Origin of the sequence: Streptomyces sp. Isolate_45, assembly GCF_024721315.2 — a bacterium.
In the GTDB taxonomy this organism is placed as follows: Bacteria; Actinomycetota; Actinomycetes; order Streptomycetales; family Streptomycetaceae; genus Streptomyces.
Genome location: NZ_JANFAK020000025.1, coordinates 52272 through 71453 on the forward strand (window position 1 = coordinate 52272; position 19182 = coordinate 71453).

21 protein-coding genes are annotated in these 19182 nt (G+C 71.7%); 15 read left to right on the forward strand and 6 right to left on the reverse strand.

Annotated features, from left to right (window positions below; translation table 11 throughout):
• Nucleotides 1-147: 147 nt before the first annotated feature.
• Nucleotides 148-1149 (forward strand): glycosyltransferase family 2 protein, encoded by a 1002-nt coding sequence (locus NOD94_RS11250; RefSeq protein ID WP_281205702.1) that lies wholly within the window; start codon nt 148-150, stop codon nt 1147-1149.
• Nucleotides 1146-2519 carry a polysialyltransferase family glycosyltransferase gene (locus NOD94_RS11255; RefSeq protein ID WP_281205675.1) on the forward strand — a complete coding sequence of 458 codons (1374 nt, stop codon included), beginning with the start codon at nt 1146-1148 and terminating at the stop codon, nt 2517-2519. Before NOD94_RS11250 ends, NOD94_RS11255 begins: the two co-directional genes overlap by 4 nt.
• Before the next feature lie 25 nt (nt 2520-2544).
• Here the strand turns inward: NOD94_RS11255 and leuE are convergent, their stop codons facing one another.
• Nucleotides 2545-3195 (reverse strand): leucine efflux protein LeuE, encoded by a 651-nt coding sequence (gene leuE, locus NOD94_RS11260; protein ID WP_281205676.1) that lies wholly within the window; start codon nt 3193-3195, stop codon nt 2545-2547.
• 228 nt (nt 3196-3423) lie between these two features.
• Between leuE and NOD94_RS11265 the strand changes: the two genes are divergently transcribed.
• The gene (locus NOD94_RS11265; protein WP_281205677.1) at nt 3424-4281 is read left to right on the forward strand and encodes a L,D-transpeptidase family protein; all 858 of its coding nucleotides are present in this window, start codon (nt 3424-3426) and stop codon (nt 4279-4281) included.
• A 258-nt stretch (nt 4282-4539) separates the two neighbouring features.
• Here NOD94_RS11265 and NOD94_RS11270 read toward each other — a convergent pair whose 3' ends face one another.
• Both NOD94_RS11270 and NOD94_RS11275 read right to left on the reverse strand, forming a co-directional pair.
• Nucleotides 4540-5607: a hypothetical protein gene (locus tag NOD94_RS11270; protein ID WP_281205678.1), complete on the reverse strand. Its 1068-nt coding sequence runs from the start codon at nt 5605-5607 to the stop codon at nt 4540-4542.
• Nucleotides 5607-6317 carry an RNA polymerase sigma factor gene (locus NOD94_RS11275; protein WP_281205703.1) on the reverse strand — a complete coding sequence of 237 codons (711 nt, stop codon included), beginning with the start codon at nt 6315-6317 and terminating at the stop codon, nt 5607-5609. The genes NOD94_RS11270 and NOD94_RS11275 overlap by 1 nt, the downstream gene beginning before the upstream one ends.
• 459 nt (nt 6318-6776) lie before the next feature.
• On the opposite strand from NOD94_RS11275, the gene NOD94_RS11280 reads away from it, so the two are divergent.
• The 10 genes from NOD94_RS11280 (at nt 6777) to NOD94_RS11325 (ending at nt 14257) form a co-directional block, all read left to right on the forward strand.
• The gene (locus tag NOD94_RS11280) at nt 6777-7403 is read left to right on the forward strand and encodes a 2-oxo-4-hydroxy-4-carboxy-5-ureidoimidazoline decarboxylase (RefSeq protein ID WP_281205679.1); all 627 of its coding nucleotides are present in this window, start codon (nt 6777-6779) and stop codon (nt 7401-7403) included.
• 152 nt (nt 7404-7555) lie between these two features.
• Complete coding sequence (gene sdhC, locus NOD94_RS11285; protein ID WP_281205680.1) at nt 7556-7936, forward strand: succinate dehydrogenase, cytochrome b556 subunit; 381 nt, start codon at nt 7556-7558, stop codon at nt 7934-7936.
• Nucleotides 7937-7941: 5 nt separating this feature from the next.
• On the forward strand, nt 7942-8424 hold the full coding sequence (locus NOD94_RS11290; RefSeq protein ID WP_281205681.1) for a succinate dehydrogenase hydrophobic membrane anchor subunit: 483 nt from the start codon (nt 7942-7944) through the stop codon (nt 8422-8424).
• A 23-nt stretch (nt 8425-8447) separates the two neighbouring features.
• Nucleotides 8448-10202 carry a succinate dehydrogenase flavoprotein subunit gene (sdhA, locus tag NOD94_RS11295; RefSeq protein ID WP_281205682.1) on the forward strand — a complete coding sequence of 585 codons (1755 nt, stop codon included), beginning with the start codon at nt 8448-8450 and terminating at the stop codon, nt 10200-10202.
• Nucleotides 10202-10969, forward strand: a complete 768-nt coding sequence (locus NOD94_RS11300; protein WP_281205683.1) for a succinate dehydrogenase iron-sulfur subunit — start codon at nt 10202-10204, stop codon at nt 10967-10969. Before sdhA ends, NOD94_RS11300 begins: the two co-directional genes overlap by 1 nt.
• Nucleotides 10970-11096: 127 nt before the next feature.
• Nucleotides 11097-11618 carry a hypothetical protein gene (locus tag NOD94_RS11305; RefSeq protein WP_281205684.1) on the forward strand — a complete coding sequence of 174 codons (522 nt, stop codon included), beginning with the start codon at nt 11097-11099 and terminating at the stop codon, nt 11616-11618.
• Nucleotides 11619-11764: 146 nt separating this feature from the next.
• On the forward strand, nt 11765-12532 hold the full coding sequence (locus NOD94_RS11310; RefSeq protein WP_281205685.1) for an alpha/beta fold hydrolase: 768 nt from the start codon (nt 11765-11767) through the stop codon (nt 12530-12532).
• Between the two features lie 148 nt (nt 12533-12680).
• Nucleotides 12681-13085, forward strand: coding sequence for a hypothetical protein (locus NOD94_RS11315; protein WP_281205686.1), 405 nt, complete (start codon nt 12681-12683; stop codon nt 13083-13085).
• Between the two features lie 3 nt (nt 13086-13088).
• Complete coding sequence (locus NOD94_RS11320) at nt 13089-13514, forward strand: DCC1-like thiol-disulfide oxidoreductase family protein (RefSeq protein WP_281205687.1); 426 nt, start codon at nt 13089-13091, stop codon at nt 13512-13514.
• 11 nt (nt 13515-13525) lie between these two features.
• Nucleotides 13526-14257, forward strand: coding sequence for a TetR family transcriptional regulator (locus tag NOD94_RS11325; RefSeq protein ID WP_281205688.1), 732 nt, complete (start codon nt 13526-13528; stop codon nt 14255-14257).
• Nucleotides 14258-14303: 46 nt separating this feature from the next.
• Here NOD94_RS11325 and NOD94_RS11330 read toward each other — a convergent pair whose 3' ends face one another.
• Nucleotides 14304-15602, reverse strand: a complete 1299-nt coding sequence (locus tag NOD94_RS11330; protein ID WP_281205689.1) for an MFS transporter — start codon at nt 15600-15602, stop codon at nt 14304-14306.
• A gap of 108 nt (nt 15603-15710) precedes the next feature.
• Between NOD94_RS11330 and NOD94_RS11335 the strand changes: the two genes are divergently transcribed.
• On the forward strand, nt 15711-16223 hold the full coding sequence (locus tag NOD94_RS11335; RefSeq protein ID WP_281205690.1) for a MarR family transcriptional regulator: 513 nt from the start codon (nt 15711-15713) through the stop codon (nt 16221-16223).
• A 36-nt stretch (nt 16224-16259) separates the two neighbouring features.
• Here NOD94_RS11335 and NOD94_RS11340 read toward each other — a convergent pair whose 3' ends face one another.
• The gene (locus tag NOD94_RS11340) at nt 16260-17567 is read right to left on the reverse strand and encodes a metallophosphoesterase (protein ID WP_281205691.1); all 1308 of its coding nucleotides are present in this window, start codon (nt 17565-17567) and stop codon (nt 16260-16262) included.
• Nucleotides 17564-17809 carry a hypothetical protein gene (locus tag NOD94_RS11345; protein WP_281205692.1) on the reverse strand — a complete coding sequence of 82 codons (246 nt, stop codon included), beginning with the start codon at nt 17807-17809 and terminating at the stop codon, nt 17564-17566. The genes NOD94_RS11340 and NOD94_RS11345 overlap by 4 nt, the downstream gene beginning before the upstream one ends.
• Before the next feature lie 121 nt (nt 17810-17930).
• Between NOD94_RS11345 and NOD94_RS11350 the strand changes: the two genes are divergently transcribed.
• Nucleotides 17931-19182 (forward strand): D-alanyl-D-alanine carboxypeptidase (locus NOD94_RS11350; protein ID WP_348652327.1); only part of this gene is annotated, 1252 nt, incomplete at its 3' end.

Sequence of the window (19182 nt, forward strand, 5' to 3'; positions counted from 1 at the left end):
TTCGGCCCAACGAACGCACAACGGTGGGTTAACAACCCGTCGACGAAATGCGAAAGCGTGCGGGTTAACGTGCCCGCCGCCCGTCGTTCACATGGAATCCGCGTACGGGCCATGGCGAATGACGCACCGCCCCCTATTGTCTCGCAGGTGCTCAAGCTCTCTGTCGTCGTGCCGTTCTACAACGTGCAGACATACGCACCGGATGCCCTGAAGAGTCTCGAACTGAACGCCCGTGAGGATTTCGAGTTCCTGCTGGTGGACGACCGTTCCACGGACGGGACGCCCGAGCTGCTGGAACGGGCCGCCGCCGAGCTGCCCGGCGCGGTGCACCTCAGACGGGACCGCAACGGCGGGCTGGCCGCGGCGCGCAACACCGGTCTCGACGCGGCCCGCGGGGAGTACGTCACCTTCCTGGACGGCGACGACTGGCTGGAGCCGGGGCACCTCGCCCGTACGCTGGCCGCCATCGAGGCCCTGGGCTGCGACTTCGTCCGGACCGACCACGTGCAGGTCACGGGCCGGAACCGGAGCGTGCAGCGCGTTCCGTACGGGCCGCAGGGCGTGCCGGCCGATCCGCGCGCGGCGATCCTGCCGGTCTCGCGGGCCACCGGCGTGGACTACGCGTACGCCTGGGCCGGGATGTACCACCGGCGACTCTTGGACCGCGGGCTGCTGCACTTCACCGACGGACTGCGGACGGCCGAGGACCGGCCGTGGATCTGGCGGCTGCACCGGGAGGCGCGTTCCTTCGCCGCGGTCGGAATGCCCGGGGTCTTCTACCGGCGCGGCATTTCCACGTCCTTGACGCAGATCGGTGACGAACGGCAGCTCGATTTCATCCGCGCATTCGATCAGGTCCTGACGGACACGGCCACCGATCCGGAATGCGAACTCTTGATCCACAAAGCGGTTCGAACGTATTGCGCGATTATCGCGCACCATATCGGGTCCATCGAAAGATTCGAACCGGCCGTGGCCGGAAAACTCAGTGTCATGAGCGCGGACGCGCTCGGCCGCATGCCCCGGCCGGTACTGGACCGGGCCCTCGACTCGATGGACGCGGAACGCTCGGCCCTCCTGCGCAAACTGCGCCGCCGCGCATCCGCACGCCCCGGGCGGACCGCCCGGACCTCGGGAGTGGCCGCGTGAACGGCACCGGAGTGACCCAGGTGTTCCTGGCCTCGACCCTCTACGGGACGGCCACGCTCGCCGCCGCCCTCGACTCCGGCGCCCTGCCCCCGGCCGCCCGCCGGATCCTGCTGACCAGCAACCACTCCCCCACCCCCGAGATCACCCCGGGCCTGCCCACCCTGCCCGGCTTCGCCGCGCTGCGGACCCGTTTCGACGAGGTGCTGGACTGGAACGCCGTCATCGCCCCGCAGCACCCCAGCGTCTGGGCCCCGCGGCCCGAGGACGTCCCGATGTGGGAACGCCAGCTGCGCACCCTGTGGGGGCTCGGCGAGGACCGGATCGAGCTGATCGTCGAGTCCCTCCAGGTGCCGCCCGCGCAGAGCCTGTGCCGGCTCTTCCCGGGCGCCGCGGTCGAGGTCTACGCGGACGGGCTGATGTCCTACGGCCCCACCCGCTTCCGGCTCGACCCGCAGATCGGCATGCGGGTGCGGCGCGTCCTGCACCTGGACCTCGTACCGGGCCTGGAGCCGCTGCTGCTGACCGAGTTCGGGGTTCCGGCGGAGGTGGTCCCGGCGCCGGCCGTCCTCAAGGTGCTGGCGGAACTGGCGGAGCTGACGGATCCGGCGGGCCCCGCGCTGCCCGGCCCGTCCGCCGGGGAGGAGGGTGGGGGCCCCGCCCTCCTGCTGGGCCAGTACCTGTCCGCGCTGGAGCTGCTGTCCCCGGCGGAGGAGGAGGAACTGCACGTGGAGATGGTGCGGGGAGCCTTCGGACGGGGCCACCGGGACCTGGTCTTCAAACCGCATCCCAGCGCCCCCGCGGCCTACTCCCGGCGGGCGGAGGCGGAGGCCGCGCGCCTCGGGGCGCGGCTGACGGTGCTGGACGCCCCGGTGCTGGCCGAGACCCTGTACCAACAGCTGCGCCCGGCGCTGGTCGTGGGCTGCTTCTCGACGGGGCTGCTGACGGCCCGGGCGCTGTACGGGATCCCGGTCGCCCGCACCGGAACGGCGGCGGTGCTGGCCCGCCTGAGCCCGTACCAGAACAGCAACCGGATCCCCCTGACGCTGGTGGACGCGCTGGTGCCGGACCTGGCGGCCGGGGCGACGGCTCCCGCGGCGGCCCCCGCCGATCTCCCCGGCCTCGTCGCCGCGGTCGGGTTCACCATGCAGCCGAAGGTGCTGGCGGAGCGGCGCGCGGACGCCGAGCGCTACCTGGCCGGAAACCCGGACGACGGCACCCGGCGGTACTTCGGGCGCCGCCGGCTGACCACGCTCGGCCTGCCGGGAGGGATCCCCGCCCAACTGGCGTTCCTGCCCCGCAGTCCGGCCGTGCGCCGGGTGGCGCACCGCCTGCGGCGCCGGTTCGGGGCGCCGACCGGGGGCCGTTCGTAGCCGAGGGGTACCCGAAGGACCCCGGTCAGCTGGTGGCGAGCTTGGCGGCGAAGCCCAGGAAGAGCACGCCCGCCGCCGAGGTCGCCCCGGCCGAGAGGCGCTTGCGGCGGCGGAAGGCGGCCGACAGCCGGGTCCCGGTGAAGATCAGGGTCGACAGGTACAGGAGGCTCACCAGCTGCGACACGACGCCCAGCAGCAGGAACGACAGCGCCGGGTACGCGTAGCCGGGATCCACGAACTGCACGAAGAACGACAGCAGGAACAGGATCGCCTTGGGGTTGACCAGGCTGACCACCAGCGCCCGCCGGTAGGGGCGCTCGGCGCCGCCCGCCGGCGCCTCGCCGGCCAGCAACTCCTCCTGGTGGGCCTTGCGGTCGCGCCACATCCCCCAGGCCGCCCGCATCATGCCGACGGCCAGCCAGCCCAGGTATCCGGCGCCGAGGAACTTGACGACGGTGAACACCAGCGGGCTCGCCTGGAGCAGCGCGCCCGCGCCGGCCGCGGTCAGCACCATGAGGACGGTGTCTCCGGTGAACACCCCGCAGGCCGCCTTGTAGCCCTCCTTCACCCCGCCGCGCGCGGCGACGGACAGCACGTAGAGCGAGTTCGGCCCCGGCAGCAGAACGATCAGCACCAGGCCGGCGAGGTACGTAGGAAGGTCTGTGACACCCAGCATGGGCAGGAGTGTCGCACAGGTACGCACCTGTCCCCAGTGGGTTTCGCGGGCTGGGACACCGCGACGGCGGGGCCACCGGGGCGCCGCCGCGACGGCGGGTCCGGGGGCTGGTAGAACCGTCCCGCGACGGCCTCTGGTCACAATGGCGCAACATCCCGGAACCCTCTGCAACTCTCGGCGCCCGCGAAGCATCACTTGCATACACGACGTTGAAATCGGGGGACCGCGATGTACCGCCAGAAAGTCATGATCCGCACGCTCGGCCTGGCCGCGTCGGTCGTGCTCGCCGCGACCGCTTGCGGCCCGCAGGGCTCCGCTCCGGCCGCACCGGGCTCGTCCGCGTCGGCACCGGCGCCCTCCCCGTCCGGGCCGGACAACAAGCCGGGCGGCGGCGGCTCCTCGCCGACGCCGGGCACGTCCGCCTCGCCCGGGCAGCCCTCGGCACAGGGCGGCGCGAAGCCGATCATGGCGAACGGCGACGAGAGCGACCGGATCCGCGAACTCCAGGCCAGGCTGCGGCAGCTCAAGCTGGTGTCGGTGGCCCCCACCGGTTTCTACGGGTCGAAGACCACGGCCGCGGTCAAGACGTTCCAGTCGAACAACGGGCTCCCGGCGACGGGCGCGGTCGACGAGGCCACCTGGCAGAAGATCCAGGGCCTCAGCAAGCAGCCGACCGAGGAAGAGCTGCGCCCGCCGACCAGCAACGAGCTCGCCGCCCCGGACCCGCGCTGCATGGAGGGCCGGGTCATGTGCATCAGCAAGGAGAGCCGCACCCTCGCCTGGATGATCGACGGCAAGGTCGTCTCGTCGATGGACGTGCGCTTCGGGTCGGAGAACACGCCGACCCGCGAGGGTCTGTTCAAGGTGGACCGCAAGGAACGGAAGTGGAAGTCGACGCTCTACCACACGGACATGCCGTACTCGATGTTCTTCAGCCACGGCCAGGCGGTGCACTTCTCGCAGGACTTCGCGAGCCGCGGCTACAACGGGGCCTCGCACGGCTGCGTGAACGTCCGTGACATGGCCAGGCTGTCGGCCATGTTCGAGCAGGTGCAGGTGGGCGACAAGGTCGTCGTCTACTGGTGATCCGCCGCCGGTGATCCGCCGCGGGTGGACCGTCCGGGTCGACCCGCTCCGGGCGATCCGCCGGGAGGGAAGTTGAGGGCGCGGGCAGGGCCGGGGGAACGTGCCCCGCCCGCGCCGGTTGCGCAGAGCCCAGAGGTACGGGGGGAACCCCGGCTCATGCGCGGCCGATGACCAGTCGGCTCGTTATGTACTGCGCCGGCGGTTCGAAAAGTGTTACTGGAGGTGTGCCGAGCCGTGCCCGGCGGCGCCCCGGCCGGCTCAGCGGCGGTGGCGGAAGCCGAGCGAGACGCCCGGGGTCGGCGTAGGCGCCGGGACCTTCAGCACCTCGCCGCCCGGCCCGTCCGAGCCGCTCTGCGGGAGCCCGTCGCGGGGACCGTCCAGCACGAACTCGCAGTACCGGGGGATCTTCGCGAGGGCCCCGGCGAGCTTGCTGAGGCGCGAACGGCGGTCGTCGTTCATCCGGCCCGCGCGGTAGTCCTCGCACAGGTCCGCGGCCCGCGCCTGCTTGTCCCGGTCGCGGTCCTTGCCGCTGCCCCCGCCGCTGCCGTCCGCCTTGTCCGTCCGGTCGGTGAACAGTTCCCGGCCGCCGTCGCCGGTCCCGTTCGTGCCCGATCCGGTACTGGCGCTCATGCCGGTGCCCGCCCCGCCGGTGGGGAAGTGGGACCCGGATCCGCTGCCCGAGGTGGTGCCGGGAGTCGTACGACTGTCCGTGCCCGGCATCCGCGAGGTGCCCGGGGAGGTGACGAAGCCGTCGCCGCGCCGCGGGGTGGTGGGGTCCGGGCGCGGGATGAGCGGGGCGGGGCCGCCGCTCTCCCCGCCGGCCGGGGAGTCCGTGTCGGCGCTGACCGAGACGGCCGGGGCGGGGGCCGCGGTGTGGCCGGCCTCACGGTCCAGCAGGCCGCTGCTCGCGACGGCCGCCATCCCGCCGACGGCGACGCCCGCCAGGGCCGCCGCGAGACCGAAGCGGACCGGGGTGCTCGTACGCCGCTGTGCGGGGATCCGCACGGTCGACACCGGGGTGAGGGAGACCAGGGGTTCGTGGGCGGCGGGTTCGTGGGCGACCGGCGCGGCCGTGACGGCCGCGGGGCGCCGCGGGGCCGGGGCCGGGGGCCGGGCCGCGCGGAAGGCCGCCAGGGCGGCTTTCTCGCCGGGCAGTTCCCGGCCGGGCAGCGGGGTCACGTTCAGGGATTCCAGGGCGGCGCGCAGCCGGGCCTCCCCGGCACGGGCCCGCGGATCGGCGCCCGGTCCGGCCGGGTCGGCGGGTTCTCCGCGCAGCAACCTGTCCGCCGCGGCTGCGTCCAGCCACCCGTTGTGCTCGTCGGCCATCACATGTCCTTCTGCGTCCGCCAACGTGAATGCGTCACACCGGTTTGTTCTACGAGGCCCCCGGCGCGGCCGCGTTGCGCCGGTACGGCGTCCAGATCGCGCTCCCGTGCCTGGTCATCGGCATTATGGCCGACACAGGGTCCGGATTCCGCTTCCATTTCGGCACTGCCCAGCAGTTCCGCGAGTCTCTTCAGTCCCCGGTGTGCGGCGGTGCGGACCGCGCCGGGCCGTTTGCCCAGGGTCTCGGCGGCGCTCTTCGCGTCGAGGCCGACCACCACGCGGAGCACGACGGCCTCGGCCTGGTCCTGCGGGAGCTGCGCTATCAAGGCCATGGTGCTGCCGGTGGACAGGGCCTCGATGGCGGCGCCCGCGGTGTCGCTGTCCGCGGCGTGGCCGGTGAGTTCGCTCTCGTCCCCGCCGATGGCGGGCCGGCGACCGCGCATCCGGATGTGGTCGAGGGCCCGGTTGCGGGCGATGCGCGCGGCCCAGCCGCGGAAGCGGTCGGCGTCACCGGTGAACGAGTCGAGGTCGCGGGCGATCTGCAGCCAGGCCTCGGACGTCACGTCCTCCGCGTCGCCGTCGCCGACGAGCGTGCGTACGTATCCGAGCAGGCGCGGGTGCACGGCGCGGTACACAGTCCGGAACGCGTTCTCGTCGCCGTCCTGTGCCGCGAGCACCGCGGCGGTCAGCTCCGCGTCGTCCCCCAGCAAAGTCCCCAACCCGTTCACTGTCCTGTACGTGTGGCGCAAATCCGCACGTTACGGCTTTCAAGCACCTCTCGTCCACGAGTTGTACAACCTGCAACCAACCCTGCGCGGAGCGGGGTGTGACACAAAACGCACTCGCGGCGCTGACAGGGGTACGGGCTTGTCGCACGAGTCCGTGTCGGATGGCGACCGGGGCCTCTCCTGTGGGGGGTGGCGGCCTCGGTCGTCCTCCTCTTCGGCACATCCTCCCGCGCACCCTGTCACGCACCGGCCGGATCCGGCCACGCGACATCGCGGCACACCGCAGGACAACGACGGACGCAGACGGACGCAGACGGACAGCGACGGGCACCACCGGACACCACCGGACGGACGGCCCGGCGCGGCACAACTCATCCTTTCGGCTCACTTCCGGGTGAAATCCCCGCACGGGTACGACACTCCCCGCCGGAGGTGGCTAGCGTGGCGGTACACCCCCGCCGCGCCCCGAGGAGACCTCCGCTGTCCAGCCACCTTCCGGCACAGGTCCGCGGCACAGCCTCCGGCTCCGGGCTGGTGCGGTTCAACTCCCTGGCCCCCGAAGCCGCCCAGGCGGCCCTGCTGCACTGCTGCGGCAGCCGGCGCTGGGCCCACCGGGTGGCCACCCACCGCCCCTACCCGGACACCGCCTCGCTGCTCGCCGCGGCGGAGGAGGCCTCGTACGACATGTCCCAGGGCGACCTGACCGAGGCGCTGGCAGCGGAGACCTCGGCCGAACTGGGGCACGGAGCCCCGTACGCGGCGATGCTGGCCCTGGACGCGGCCCGCGCCGAGTACGAGCGCACCTTCCGGCACGCCTTCGTGATCTGCCTGGACGGCCACCCGCCGGAGGAGCGGGTGGACCAGCTGCTGGCCGCGATCCGACGGAGAATGGCTCACGAGATCGACGAGGAACGCTCGATCTCGGCCGAGGAACTGCGCCTGGTCGCCCGCGGCCGGCTCGTCCGCCTGCTGGACAGGTTGCCCTCGCTGCTGGACGGCTCGACCGGGACGGTCCCCGACGGTGGACCATATGAGGCCGATTTCGGGCTATTCGCCCCTGTGGGATAGTCCGTCCGTGCCTGTTTGATCACACCGATGGCCCCCGCGCAAGGGAACCGACAAAGCGTCGCTACGATGTCCGGGGCCGGAGGACCGTACCCGGCCGGGCCCGACCGACAAAGAAGCCGGCTGGCCCCCGCCCCGCTTCCGGAGGGTTTTCCGTGCCGGCTGGAACGTTGTACCGCGGCCGGGAAGGAATGTGGTCCTGGGTGGCTCATCGAGTCACCGGCGTCCTCATCTTCTTCTTCCTGTTCGTACACGTCCTCGACACCGCTCTCGTCCGCGTCTCCCCCGAGGCGTACGACGATGTCGTGGCTACCTACAAGACCCCGATCGTCGCGCTGCTGGAGTACGGCCTCGTCGCCGCAATCCTGTTCCACGCGCTCAACGGTCTCCGTGTCATCGCTGTGGACTTCTGGTCCCAGGGCCCCCGTCACCAGAAGAAGATGCTCTGGACCGTCGTGGGCATCTGGGTCGTGCTGATGGCCTTCGCCCTGTACCCCGTGCTGGGCCACGCCTACCTCGAACTCTTCGGGAAGTGACACGCATGTCTTCCGACACTTCTTTCGAAAAGGGCATCGGTGACGTCGAGGGCGTGTCCCTCTACGACGTCGACAACCCGGCGCCGTACATCGAGGCCCCGCGCAAGCGGACCGGCAAGACCCCGCGCTCGACGCGGGGCAACTTCGAGATGGTCGCGTGGCTCTTCATGCGCCTCTCGGGCATCGTCCTGGTCGTGCTCGTCATCGGCCACCTGCTCATCCAGCTGGTGCTGGACGGCGGCGTCTCCAAGATCGGCTTCGCCTTCGTGGCCGGCCGCTGGGCGTCCCCGTTCTGGCAGATCTGGGATCTGCTGATGCTGTGGCTGGCCATGCTGCACGGCGCGAACGGTCTGCGTACCGTCATCAACGACTACGCGGAGCGCGCCAACACGCGGCTGTGGCTGAAGGGCCTGCTCTACACCGCCACGGTGTTCACCATCCTTCTGGGCACGCTGGTGATCTTCACCTTCGACCCGAACATCCGCTAGGCAACGGGGCTGAGGCGAATCCCATGAAGATCCACAAGTACGACACCGTCATCGTCGGCGCAGGTGGCGCCGGCATGCGCGCCGCCATCGAGGCGACGAAGCGCAGCCGCACCGCCGTGCTGACGAAGCTCTACCCCACCCGCTCCCACACGGGCGCCGCGCAGGGCGGCATGGCTGCCGCGCTGGCCAACGTGGAGGACGACAACTGGGAGTGGCACACCTTCGACACGGTCAAGGGTGGTGACTACCTGGTCGACCAGGACGCCGCCGAGATCCTGGCGAAGGAGGCCATCGACGCGGTCCTCGACCTCGAGAAGATGGGCCTGCCGTTCAACCGCACCCCGGACGGCACCATCGACCAGCGCCGGTTCGGCGGGCACTCCCGCAACCACGGCGAGGCACCGGTCCGCCGGTCCTGCTACGCCGCGGACCGCACCGGTCACATGATCCTCCAGACGCTGTACCAGAACTGCGTCAAGGAGGGCGTGGAGTTCTTCAACGAGTTCTACGTCCTGGACCAGCTCCTGGTCGAGGAGGACGGCGTCACGAAGTCGGCCGGCGTGGTCGCGTACGAGCTCGCCACCGGCGAGATCCACGTGTTCCAGGCGAAGTCCGTCATCTACGCCTCCGGCGGCACCGGCAAGTTCTTCAAGGTGACCTCCAACGCGCACACCCTCACCGGTGACGGCCAGGCGGCCTGCTACCGCCGCGGCCTGCCGCTGGAGGACATGGAGTTCTTCCAGTTCCACCCGACGGGCATCTGGCGCATGGGCATCCTGCTGACGGAGGGCGCCCGCGGTGAGGGCGGCATCCTCCGCAACAAGGACGGCGAGCGCTTCATGGAGAAGTACGCGCCGGTCATGAAGGACCTCGCGTCCCGTGACGTCGTCTCGCGCTCCATCTACACGGAGATCCGTGAGGGCCGCGGCTGCGGTCCCGCCGGTGACCACGTGTACCTGGACCTGACGCACCTGCCGCCGGAGCAGCTCGACGCGAAGCTCCCGGACATCACCGAGTTCGCGCGTACGTACCTCGGCATCGAGCCGTACACGGACCCGATCCCGATCCAGCCCACCGCGCACTACGCCATGGGCGGCATCCCGACCAACGTCGAGGGTGAGGTCCTGCGCGACAACACCACCGTCGTCCCGGGCCTGTACGCGGCCGGCGAGGTCGCCTGCGTGTCGGTGCACGGCGCGAACCGTCTGGGCACGAACTCGCTGCTGGACATCAACGTCTTCGGCAAGCGCTCGGGCATCGCCGCCGCGGCGTACGCCCACGCGCACGACTTCGTCGAGCTTCCGGAGAACCCGGCGCAGCAGGTCGCGGACCTGGTCGAGCAGCTGCGCAACTCCACGGGCCACGAGCGGGTCGCCGACCTGCGTCTGGAGCTCCAGGAGACGATGGACGCCTGCGTGATGGTGTTCCGTACGGAGCAGACCATCAAGACGGCCGTCGACAAGATCGCGGAGCTGCGCGAGCGCTACAAGAACGTGTCCGTCCAGGACAAGGGCAAGCGCTTCAACACGGACCTGCTGGAGGCCATCGAGCTGGGCAACCTGCTCGACCTGGCCGAGGTCATGGCCGTGTCCGCGCTCGCGCGCAAGGAGTCCCGCGGCGGTCACTACCGCGAGGACTACCCGAACCGCGACGACGTCAACTTCATGCGCCACACCATGGCGTACCGCGAGGTGGACTCCGACGGCAAGGACTCCGTCCGGCTGGACTACAAGCCCGTCGTCGTCACCCGCTACCAGCCGATGGAGCGTAAGTACTGATGGCCACCCCGACCCTGTCCAAGACGGACCAGATGGAGGCGGCGGCGGCCGCCTCGCCGTTCATCACGGTGACGTTCCGGATCCGCCGGTTCAACCCGGAGGTCTCGGAAGAGTCGACCTGGCAGGACTTCCAGGTCGAGATCGACCCGAAGGAGCGCGTGCTCGACGGTCTCCACAAGATCAAGTGGGACCTCGACGGCACGCTGACCTTCCGCCGCTCGTGCGCGCACGGCATCTGCGGCTCCGACGCGATGCGGATCAACGGCAAGAACAGGCTCGCCTGCAAGACGCTGATCAAGGACATCAACCCGGAGAAGCCGATCACCGTCGAGGCCATCAAGGGCCTCACGGTGATGAAGGACCTCATCGTCGACATGGAGCCCTTCTTCCAGGCGTACCGGGACGTCATGCCGTTCCTGGTCACCAAGGGCAACGAGCCGACGCGCGAGCGCCTGCAGTCCGCCGAGGACCGCGAGCGCTTCGACGACACCACCAAGTGCATCCTGTGCGCCGCGTGCACGTCCTCGTGCCCGGTGTTCTGGAACGACGGCCAGTACTTCGGCCCGGCGGCGATCGTCAACGCGCACCGCTTCATCTTCGACTCGCGCGACGAGGCCGGTGAGCAGCGGCTGGAGATCCTGAACGACAAGGACGGCGTGTGGCGTTGCCGCACGACCTTCAACTGCACCGACGCGTGCCCGCGCGGCATCGAGGTCACGAAGGCGATCCAGGAAGTCAAGCGCGCCCTCATCACGCGCCGCTTCTGATCCCTCATCGACGTGCCGGAGGCCCGTACCCCCTCGGGGGTGCGGGCCTCCGGCACGTCGTGGGGATCGGCGAAGCCGTCCTCCGGGCGGGTACGGAGGCGCGGGCCGCTGTGGAAAGATCGGCCGTATGAGTGAGCAGCAGCCGAATCCGTATGCGGGCGGGCCGGGCGGGCAGCCCGGGCCGGGTGACTACACGTGGGGCCCGGGCGAGCCCAGTTACGGCTACCCGCAGCCCTATCCGACCACGCCGCCGCCGTACCAGCCGACCATGGGCGCGGGCCTTCCCGCCCCCGTTCCCGGCCCGATGGGCGGCGTGTTCGCGCTGGGCGACATCACCATCTCGGGCGACCAGATCATCACGCCCTCGGGGACGATGCCGCTCCGGGGCGCGATGTGGAACGCCACCGACTTCTCGCGGACGGAGGAGAAGATCCCGACGCACGCGATCGTGTTGGCCATCGTCTTCGCCCTGTTCTGTCTGATCGGCCTGCTGTTCCTGCTGATGAAGGAGAAGGTGACCACCGGCTACATCCAGGTCACGGTCACCAGCGGCGGCCGCCACCACTCGACGATGATCCCGGCGACCGACGCGTACGCCATGCAGTGGGTCATGGGCCAGCTCAACCACGCCCGGTCGCTGAGCATCTGAGGTCGGCCGGCCCTACCGTCGGCACCAGGCCGTCGGCACCCGACCGCACCGGTCCGACGGCACCCGGCCGCCCGTCCGCCCGTGGGTCGGCGGCGACCTGCGCAAACGTGGTGGCGACGGGATCCCGGCCACGGGAGGATCGCGGCATGATCCTTTCCCATGACGTGACCGGGCCCGTCGGCGCGCCCGCCGTGGTCCTCCTTCACTCCTCCGTCTGCGACCGGCGCATGTGGGACCCCCAGTGGGTGCCGCTCGCCGAGGCCGGTTACCGGGTCGTCCGCGCGGACTTCCGTACGTGCGGGGAGTCCCCCGCCGCCGACGCCCCGTACAGCGACCACGGCGACGTCCTCGCGCTGCTGGACCGACTCGGCATCCACCGGGCCGCGTTCGTCGGCTCCTCCTACGGTGGCAGGGTCTCCCTGCTGATCGCCGCCCTGCACCCGGAGCGGGTCTCGCGCCTGGCGCTGCTCTGCCCGGGCCGGCCCGGACTGTCGCCGGACGGGCCGGAGGTGCGCGCGTACGGCGCGGCCACCGACGCGCTCGTGGCCGCCGGGGACCTGGAGGGCGCGGCGGAGTTGACCGCCCGCACCTGGCTCGGCCCGGAGGCCGACGGGGCCGCGCACGCCGCCGTCCGGGACATGGAACTGGGCAACATCAAGGGGGCCCTGGCCGACACCGGGAACCACGAACTCCCGGAACCCGACGTGGACCTGGGCACCGTCACCGCGCCGGTGCTGGCGATCGGCGGCGCCCACGACCTCCCCGACTACCGCCGCATCCCGGCCGACCTGCCCGCCCTCGTCCCGGGCGCGGACCACCGCGAACTGCCCTGGGCGGGGCACCTGCCGTCGCTGGAGCGGCCGGAGGAGATCACCGCCCTGCTGCTCGACTTCCTCGGCGCCCCGGGCCGGTAGGGCCGCGTCGGACGGACGTGGTGGCGTCGTGGGCGCCACCACGTGACGCGCACCCCTGAACCTGTTCAAAACTTAGCTTGAACCTGTTCAAAAAGAGGTCTACAGTCAAGGACGTCAGCAGTTGAACACGTTCAAAGGGGCTGGGGCAATGGACCTCACCGTGGTCGCGTACGTCATCTACCTGCTCATCAGCATCGGACTCACCGTCTGGGTGGCCCGTACGCTCAGCCGCAACGGCCGGGTCTTCATCGGCGACGTCCTCCAGGGGAACGAGAAGCTCGCCGACGCCGTCAACCAGCTCCTGGTCGTCGGCTTCTACCTCGTGAACATCGGGTTCGTGACCCTCTACCTGCGGTCGAGCGAGGACATCCTCGCGGCGCGCGACCTCTTCGAGGCGCTGTCGGTCAAGCTCGGCGTCGTCCTGCTCGTGCTCGGCGTCATGCACCTCGGGAACGTGTGGGTCCTCAACAAAATGCGCCGCCGGGGCGTCATGGAGCGCCAGCACATCCCGCCCGTCGCCCCGCAGGGGTGGACCCCGCAGACCGGGGTCTGAGACATGGGACCGTCGTCGGCGCCCGTCCGGCACCTGACCGTCCTCTACGACGCCAACTGTCCGGTCTGCGTGCACATCCGGCACTGGCTGCTCTCGCAGCGGTGGCTCGTACCGCTGCGGCTCGTACCGGCCGCCTCCTACGAAGCGCGGCACCGCTTCCCGCGGCTGGACCACGCGGCGACCCTCCGCGACATCACGGTGGTCGGCGACAAGGGGCAGGTGTGGAGCGGCACGGACGCCTTCATCGTCTGCCTGTGGGCGCTCGCCGAACACCGGCCGAAGGCGAACTGGCTGGCCACACCGGCCGGTCGGCCCTTCGCCAAGGCGGCCATGCACACGGCCGCGGCCGTACGGCACGCGGTACGGACCAATCCCGAAGCGGAGCTCGGGGACGCACTCTGTGACGAGCAGTGCCCCACACCCCGATAAGGTCGGACACCGTGACAGATCAGAAGGCGCCCAAGAGCGAGCAGACCCGCACGCTCATCCTCGAAACCGCGCTCCGGCTCTTCCAGGAGCGCGGGTTCGACAAGACGACCATGCGGGGGATCGCCAAGGAGGCGGGGGTCTCGGTCGGCAACGCCTACTACTACTTCGAGTCGAAGGAACACCTGGTCCAGGGGTTCTACGACCGGATCGGCGCGGCCCACCAGGCGGCCGTCCGGCCGATCCTGGACCGGGAGACCGACCTGCAGAAGCGGCTCGCCGGGGTACTGACGTCGTGGCTGGACATCGCCGCGCCCTACCACGAGTTCGCCTCCCAGTTCTTCAAGAACGCGGCGGACCCCGAGAGCCCCCTCAGCCCCTTCTCACCGGAATCCGAACCGGCGCGCAAGGCGGCGATCGACATGCACCGCGAGGTGCTGGCGGGCGCGAAGACGAAGGTTCCGGACGAACTGGCCGACGTGCTGCCCGAGCTGATGTGGCTCTCGCAGATGGGGCTGGTCCTGTACTGGGTCTTCGACCGCTCGCCGGACAGCCAGAAGACCAGGCGGCTCGCGGAGCGCGGCGCGCAGCTGACGACCCGGGGGATCGTCCTGGCCCGGTTCCGGGTACTGCGGCCGCTGGTGCGCGAGGTCCACGAGTTGTTCGCGGACTTCCTGCCGGGCATGGCCCAGACGGCGGTCGCGCGCGGCAAGCGGGCCTCGGACCCGCACCCCGACGAGGCGTAGGGCGTGAGGCCCGCGCGGCAGGCGCGGGCCCGGGGCCCCACGGGGTTCACGCCCCGAGCACCAGGAGGCCCGCCGCGGCCGGGCCGAAGGCGCCGCCGAGCTGGTAGGCCAGGGTGAACAGGCCGATGGCGGCCGGTCGTCGACCCGCGTCGGGTGCGGCGGCCACCGCGTGCGTGGACAGGACGGCGTTGGCGGCGGTGGCGGTGAACACGCCCGCCGCCGTGGCGGCCAGCAGCAGCGGGCCCGAGTCCGCGAGGACCGCGGTGAGGGCCGAGGCGGCCCCGGTCGAGGCCAGGACCGTACGGACGGCCGCGCGGCTCATCCGGGACGAGACTGCGGCGAGCGGCCAGGACAGGGCGGATCCGGCGAGCAGCGCCAGGAGTTGTCCGGTCCCGACGGCGGCCGGATCCCAGCCGGCGCGGTCGGCGAGCAGCCGGGGCACCGTCAGGAGCACCGTGAAGTAGGACGTCGACACGGTGAGGGCGAGGAGCGCCGAGCCCACGAAGACGGGCTTGCGGAGCAGGGCGACCGGTACGAAGCCCTCGGGGCGGCGCCGTACGTGCGGGACGAGCAGCGCGGCGGCGACGAGGGCCGCGCCCAGGGCGGCGAGCGGAGCGGTCGCCAGCAGCACGAGGGCGGTGACGAGGGCGGTCAGCAGGACGGCCCCCCGGGCGTCGAAGCGGCCCGGGGCCGGCGAGGACGCGGCCCGCGTCGCGGCGGCGCGGCGGCCGACGGCCGGGACGGCGAGCATGGCGACCACCGGGAGGGCGAGGGCGAGCCGCCAGGAAGCCGTCTCCGCGAGGGCCTTGCCGAGGAGCGGCCCGGCCGCGCCGAGCACGCCGAAGCCCGCGCTGACGACGCCCATCCGGCGGGCGGTTCCGGCGAGGCCGATGGCCACGGCGACGAACCCGGCGCCGCCCGCGGCCTGGGCGCAGCGGCCGAGCAGGGTGAGCGGCAGCCACGGGGAGACGGCGACGATCAGGGCGCCGGCCAGGACCAGCGCGGCGGACAGCCGCAGCAGGGCGGCCGTGCCGCGGTGGCGCAGCAGTCCGGCGAGCAGCGGCGTGGCGACGGCCACGGCCCAGCCGAAGGCGGTGAGCAGTTGGGCGGCGGCGCCGACGGGGACGCCGAGGGAACCGGCGATGTCGGGGACGATCAGCACCGGCGCGTTGGCCCCGGCGGCCAGGGGTGCGGCCATCAGGGCGAGCAGGAGGGCGGGAACGGGGCGGCCCGCGGGGCCGGTTCCGGTGCTCGCGGGGGTGGCCGGGGCGGTGTTCGCGACGCGGGCCGCGGGAGTGGCCACGGGAGTGGCCGGGGTGGCGCTCGGGCGGTGGGTGGCAGACATGGGTGGACCCGTCCTCACTTCTCTCAACCTTGACCATCTCAACGTTGAGATAAAAACAGGCCCACTGCCTCAACGTCAAGTCTCTTAACGTTGAGGTATTCTTCTTCCATGGAGAACGACATGGTGGCCCACGTCATCGACCAGTGGACCGCGGAGCGTCCCGACCTGGCGGACGACCTGTGGCCGGTGGAGGCGGTGGGTCGGATCCAGCGGATGACCCGGCTCATCGACAAGCAGCTCAAGGCGTTCATGGCGGAGCACGGCCTGGAGGTCGGAGAGTTCGACGTCCTGGCCAGCCTGCGCCGGTCGGGCCCCCCGTACGCGCTGACCGCCGGGGCCCTGATCCCCGCCGCCATGGTGACCTCGGGCGCCATCACCAACCGCATCGACCGGCTGGAGGCCAAGGGGCTGGTCGAGCGGGTGCGCGACGACGTCGACCGGCGCTCGGTGCGCATCCGGCTCACTGAACGGGGCCTGGAGGTCAGCGGGAAGGTGATGGAGGCCCACCTCCGGCACTACGCCCGGCTGCTGGACCCCCTGGGGCGCGCCGGGACGGCCGCCCTCGCCGAGGCCCTGCGGTCCCTCCTGCTGGCCCACGGGGACACGCCCGCGCTCGACTGAGCGGGCCGCGGGGCCCGTCGGGCCCCGCGGCCCCGGTCAGGCCTGGTACGAGGCGAGTTCGACGACGGTGATGTCGGACGGCGCCCCGACCCGGACGGGCGGGCCCCAGGCGCCCGCGCCGCGGGACACGTACAACTGGGTGTCGCCGTAGCGCTCCAGACCCGCGACGGTGGGGTTGGCCAGCTCGGCGAGGTACTTGCCGGGCCAGAGCTGTCCGCCGTGGGTGTGACCGGACAGCTGGAGGTCCACCCCGTGCCGGACGGCGTCGTCGATCACGATCGGCTGGTGGGCGAGGAGCACCGAGGTGCGGGAACGGTCGCGGTCGCCGAGGGCCGCCCCGAAGTCGGGGCCGTGGCCCTCGGTCTCCCCGGCGATGTCGTTGACCCCGGCGAGGTCGAAGTACGGCAGTTCGCGGCGGGCGTTCTCCAACGGGTTCAGGCCGAGTTCGCGGACGTGGTCCACCCACTGCTGGGCGCCGGAGAAGTACTCGTGGTTCCCGGTGACGAAGAACGTGCCGTGCCGGGACGTCAGCCCGCGCAGCGGCTCCGCGGCGGGGCCGAGGTCCTGGACGTCACCGTCGACGAGGTCGCCGACGATCGCGATCAGGTCCGGCTGCGTGCGGTTGACGGTGTCGACGATCCGCTGCGCGTGGGCGCGGCCGAGGACGGCTCCGAGGTGGACGTCGCTGACGACGGCGATGCGGAAGCCGTGCGCGGCGCGCGGCAACCGGGCCAGCGGCACCTGGACCCGCTTCACGCGCGGCCCGCGGAGCACCCCGTACGTGCCCGTGCCGACGGTGGCGGCGGTGGCGACCAGGGCCGCGCCGCCGAGCGCCCGCGAGACGAACAGTCGGCGGGTGACCCCGTCGGGCCCCTCGCCCGCGGCGCCCCCGGTGACCGGCGCGGGGGCCGTGGCCACGTCGCCCGGTCCGGATCCGGCGGCGCCGGTCTCGCCCGTACCCGTGGCCGCTTCCTCCCGGACCAGGAGCTCCGGCTCCTGCGGGGAGGCGGCGGGAGCCGCCGTACGCGCCGGGCGGCGGAGCCAGACGCGGCGGACCACCTCGGCCACCAGCATGGCCAGCGTCAGGTAGAGGAGGACCGCCAGCCACATGAAGCCGGGCCAGGCGACCGTCCGCTGGAGCCAGAAGGGGGCGCCCGCCCGGCCGGCCGTGAGGGCCGCCAGCGCCAGGACGGGCAGGACGAAGGCGGCGACGGTGCCCGCGCGACGGACCGGGGAACCCGGGCGCGTCGTGTCGCGGACCAGCCGGATCCAGAGCCAGCGGTGGACGGACGCCAGCAGCGCGAGCACCGCGAGGACGATCAGCACAAAGACAAATACGGTCATCTTGTTTCCCGACGCAGAGCCAGCACGCCACGCAACCCGATCACACCAACGGCCGTCCCCAGGAGAAAGGAGGCCACCGCAAGGAGAAGGTGGACCCAGAAGTACCCCGTAGGGTCACCGGCCGTGTCGAAGGACAGGCCGCTGCCGTTCTTCCACAGGTTCCGGACGAAGGAAATCCAGATGAACCAGCTCCACACTCCGAAGGCGAGCAGGAACCAGGCGGAGGTTCGGCTGAGTTTCATGACCCCAGTATCGGTTCGGTACCCAGGACGGACGCGTCGGGGTGGGCTGTCCCGGCGGTGGTTGCGGCGGGTTGGCCGGTCCACGACGGCAGACAGTCCATCAGGATGTACTTTCACCTGCGTGTCTGCCAAGAAGACCGCGCTGACGGTCCTGTCCGCCGCGCTGCTGGTTCCCGCGATGCTGGCCGCCCCCGCCCACGCCGACCCGGAACCCCCACCGCCGGCCGCGGACGGGAAGGGGCAGCCGGCCAGGGCCAAGGCGGCCCCCGCGCCCCCCGCGTCGATGTCCACCGTGGGCGGGGCCTCGCTCGGGCAGCCCGGCACCCAGGTGAACCTGCTGCCCGGCGCGCCCGCCCTGCCGGCGAACCTCACCGGGCGGTCCTGGATCGTGGCCGACGCCGAGACCGGGGAGGTGCTGGCGGCCCACAACGCCCACTGGCGGCTGCCCCCGGCCTCGACGATGAAGATGCTGTTCGCCGACACGGTGCTGCCGAGCCTGCCCAAGGACCAGGTCCACAAGGTCACCTACGAGGAGATGTCCGAGGTCGGGCCGGGCAGCAGCCTCGTCGGGGTGAAGGAGGAACACGAGTACACGGTCCACGACCTGTGGCTCGGGGTCTTCCTGAAGTCGGGGAACGACGCCGTGCACGTGCTTTCGGCCATGAACGGCGGCATCGACAAGACCGTCAAGGACATGCAGGCGCACGCCGAGGAGCTCCAGGCCCTGGACACCCACGTGGTGTCGCCCGACGGCTACGACGCCCCGGAGCAGGTGTCGAGCGCCTACGACCTCACCCTCATCGCCCGGTCCGGCCTGCAGAAGCAGGACTTCCGTGAGTACTGCGGCACGGTGACGGCGCAGTTCCCCGGTCGGCAGGAGGGCGGCAAGCCCCGCGAGTACTTCGAGATCCAGAACAGCAACCGGCTGATGACGGGCGCGGGCGGGATCAGCCCCTACAAGGGCATCGCCGGCGTGAAGAACGGCAACACCACCATGGCGGGCTCCACCTTCACGGGCGCCGCCCAGCAGGGGTCGAAGAAGCTGTTGGTCACGGTCATGAACCCGGACACCGGCGGGGCCAACTCGGTCTACGAGGAGACGGCCGCGCTCTTCGACTGGGGGTTCGCGGCGGCCGGGAAGGTCAAGCCGATCGGCGAGCTGGTGCCGCCGAAGAGCGCGGACACCAAGTCGCACGGCTCCCCCGCCCAGTCCCACGAGAACAACCCCTCGGCGGGCGGCGACGACTCGGGCAGCAGCGGAATCGGTACGGCGATGGGCATCGCGGGCGGGGCGCTGGCCGTGCTGGCGGGCGGCGCCTTCGTGGTGAACCGCCGCTGGCCGCGCGGCCGCCGGGGCCCGGGAAGCCCGAGCA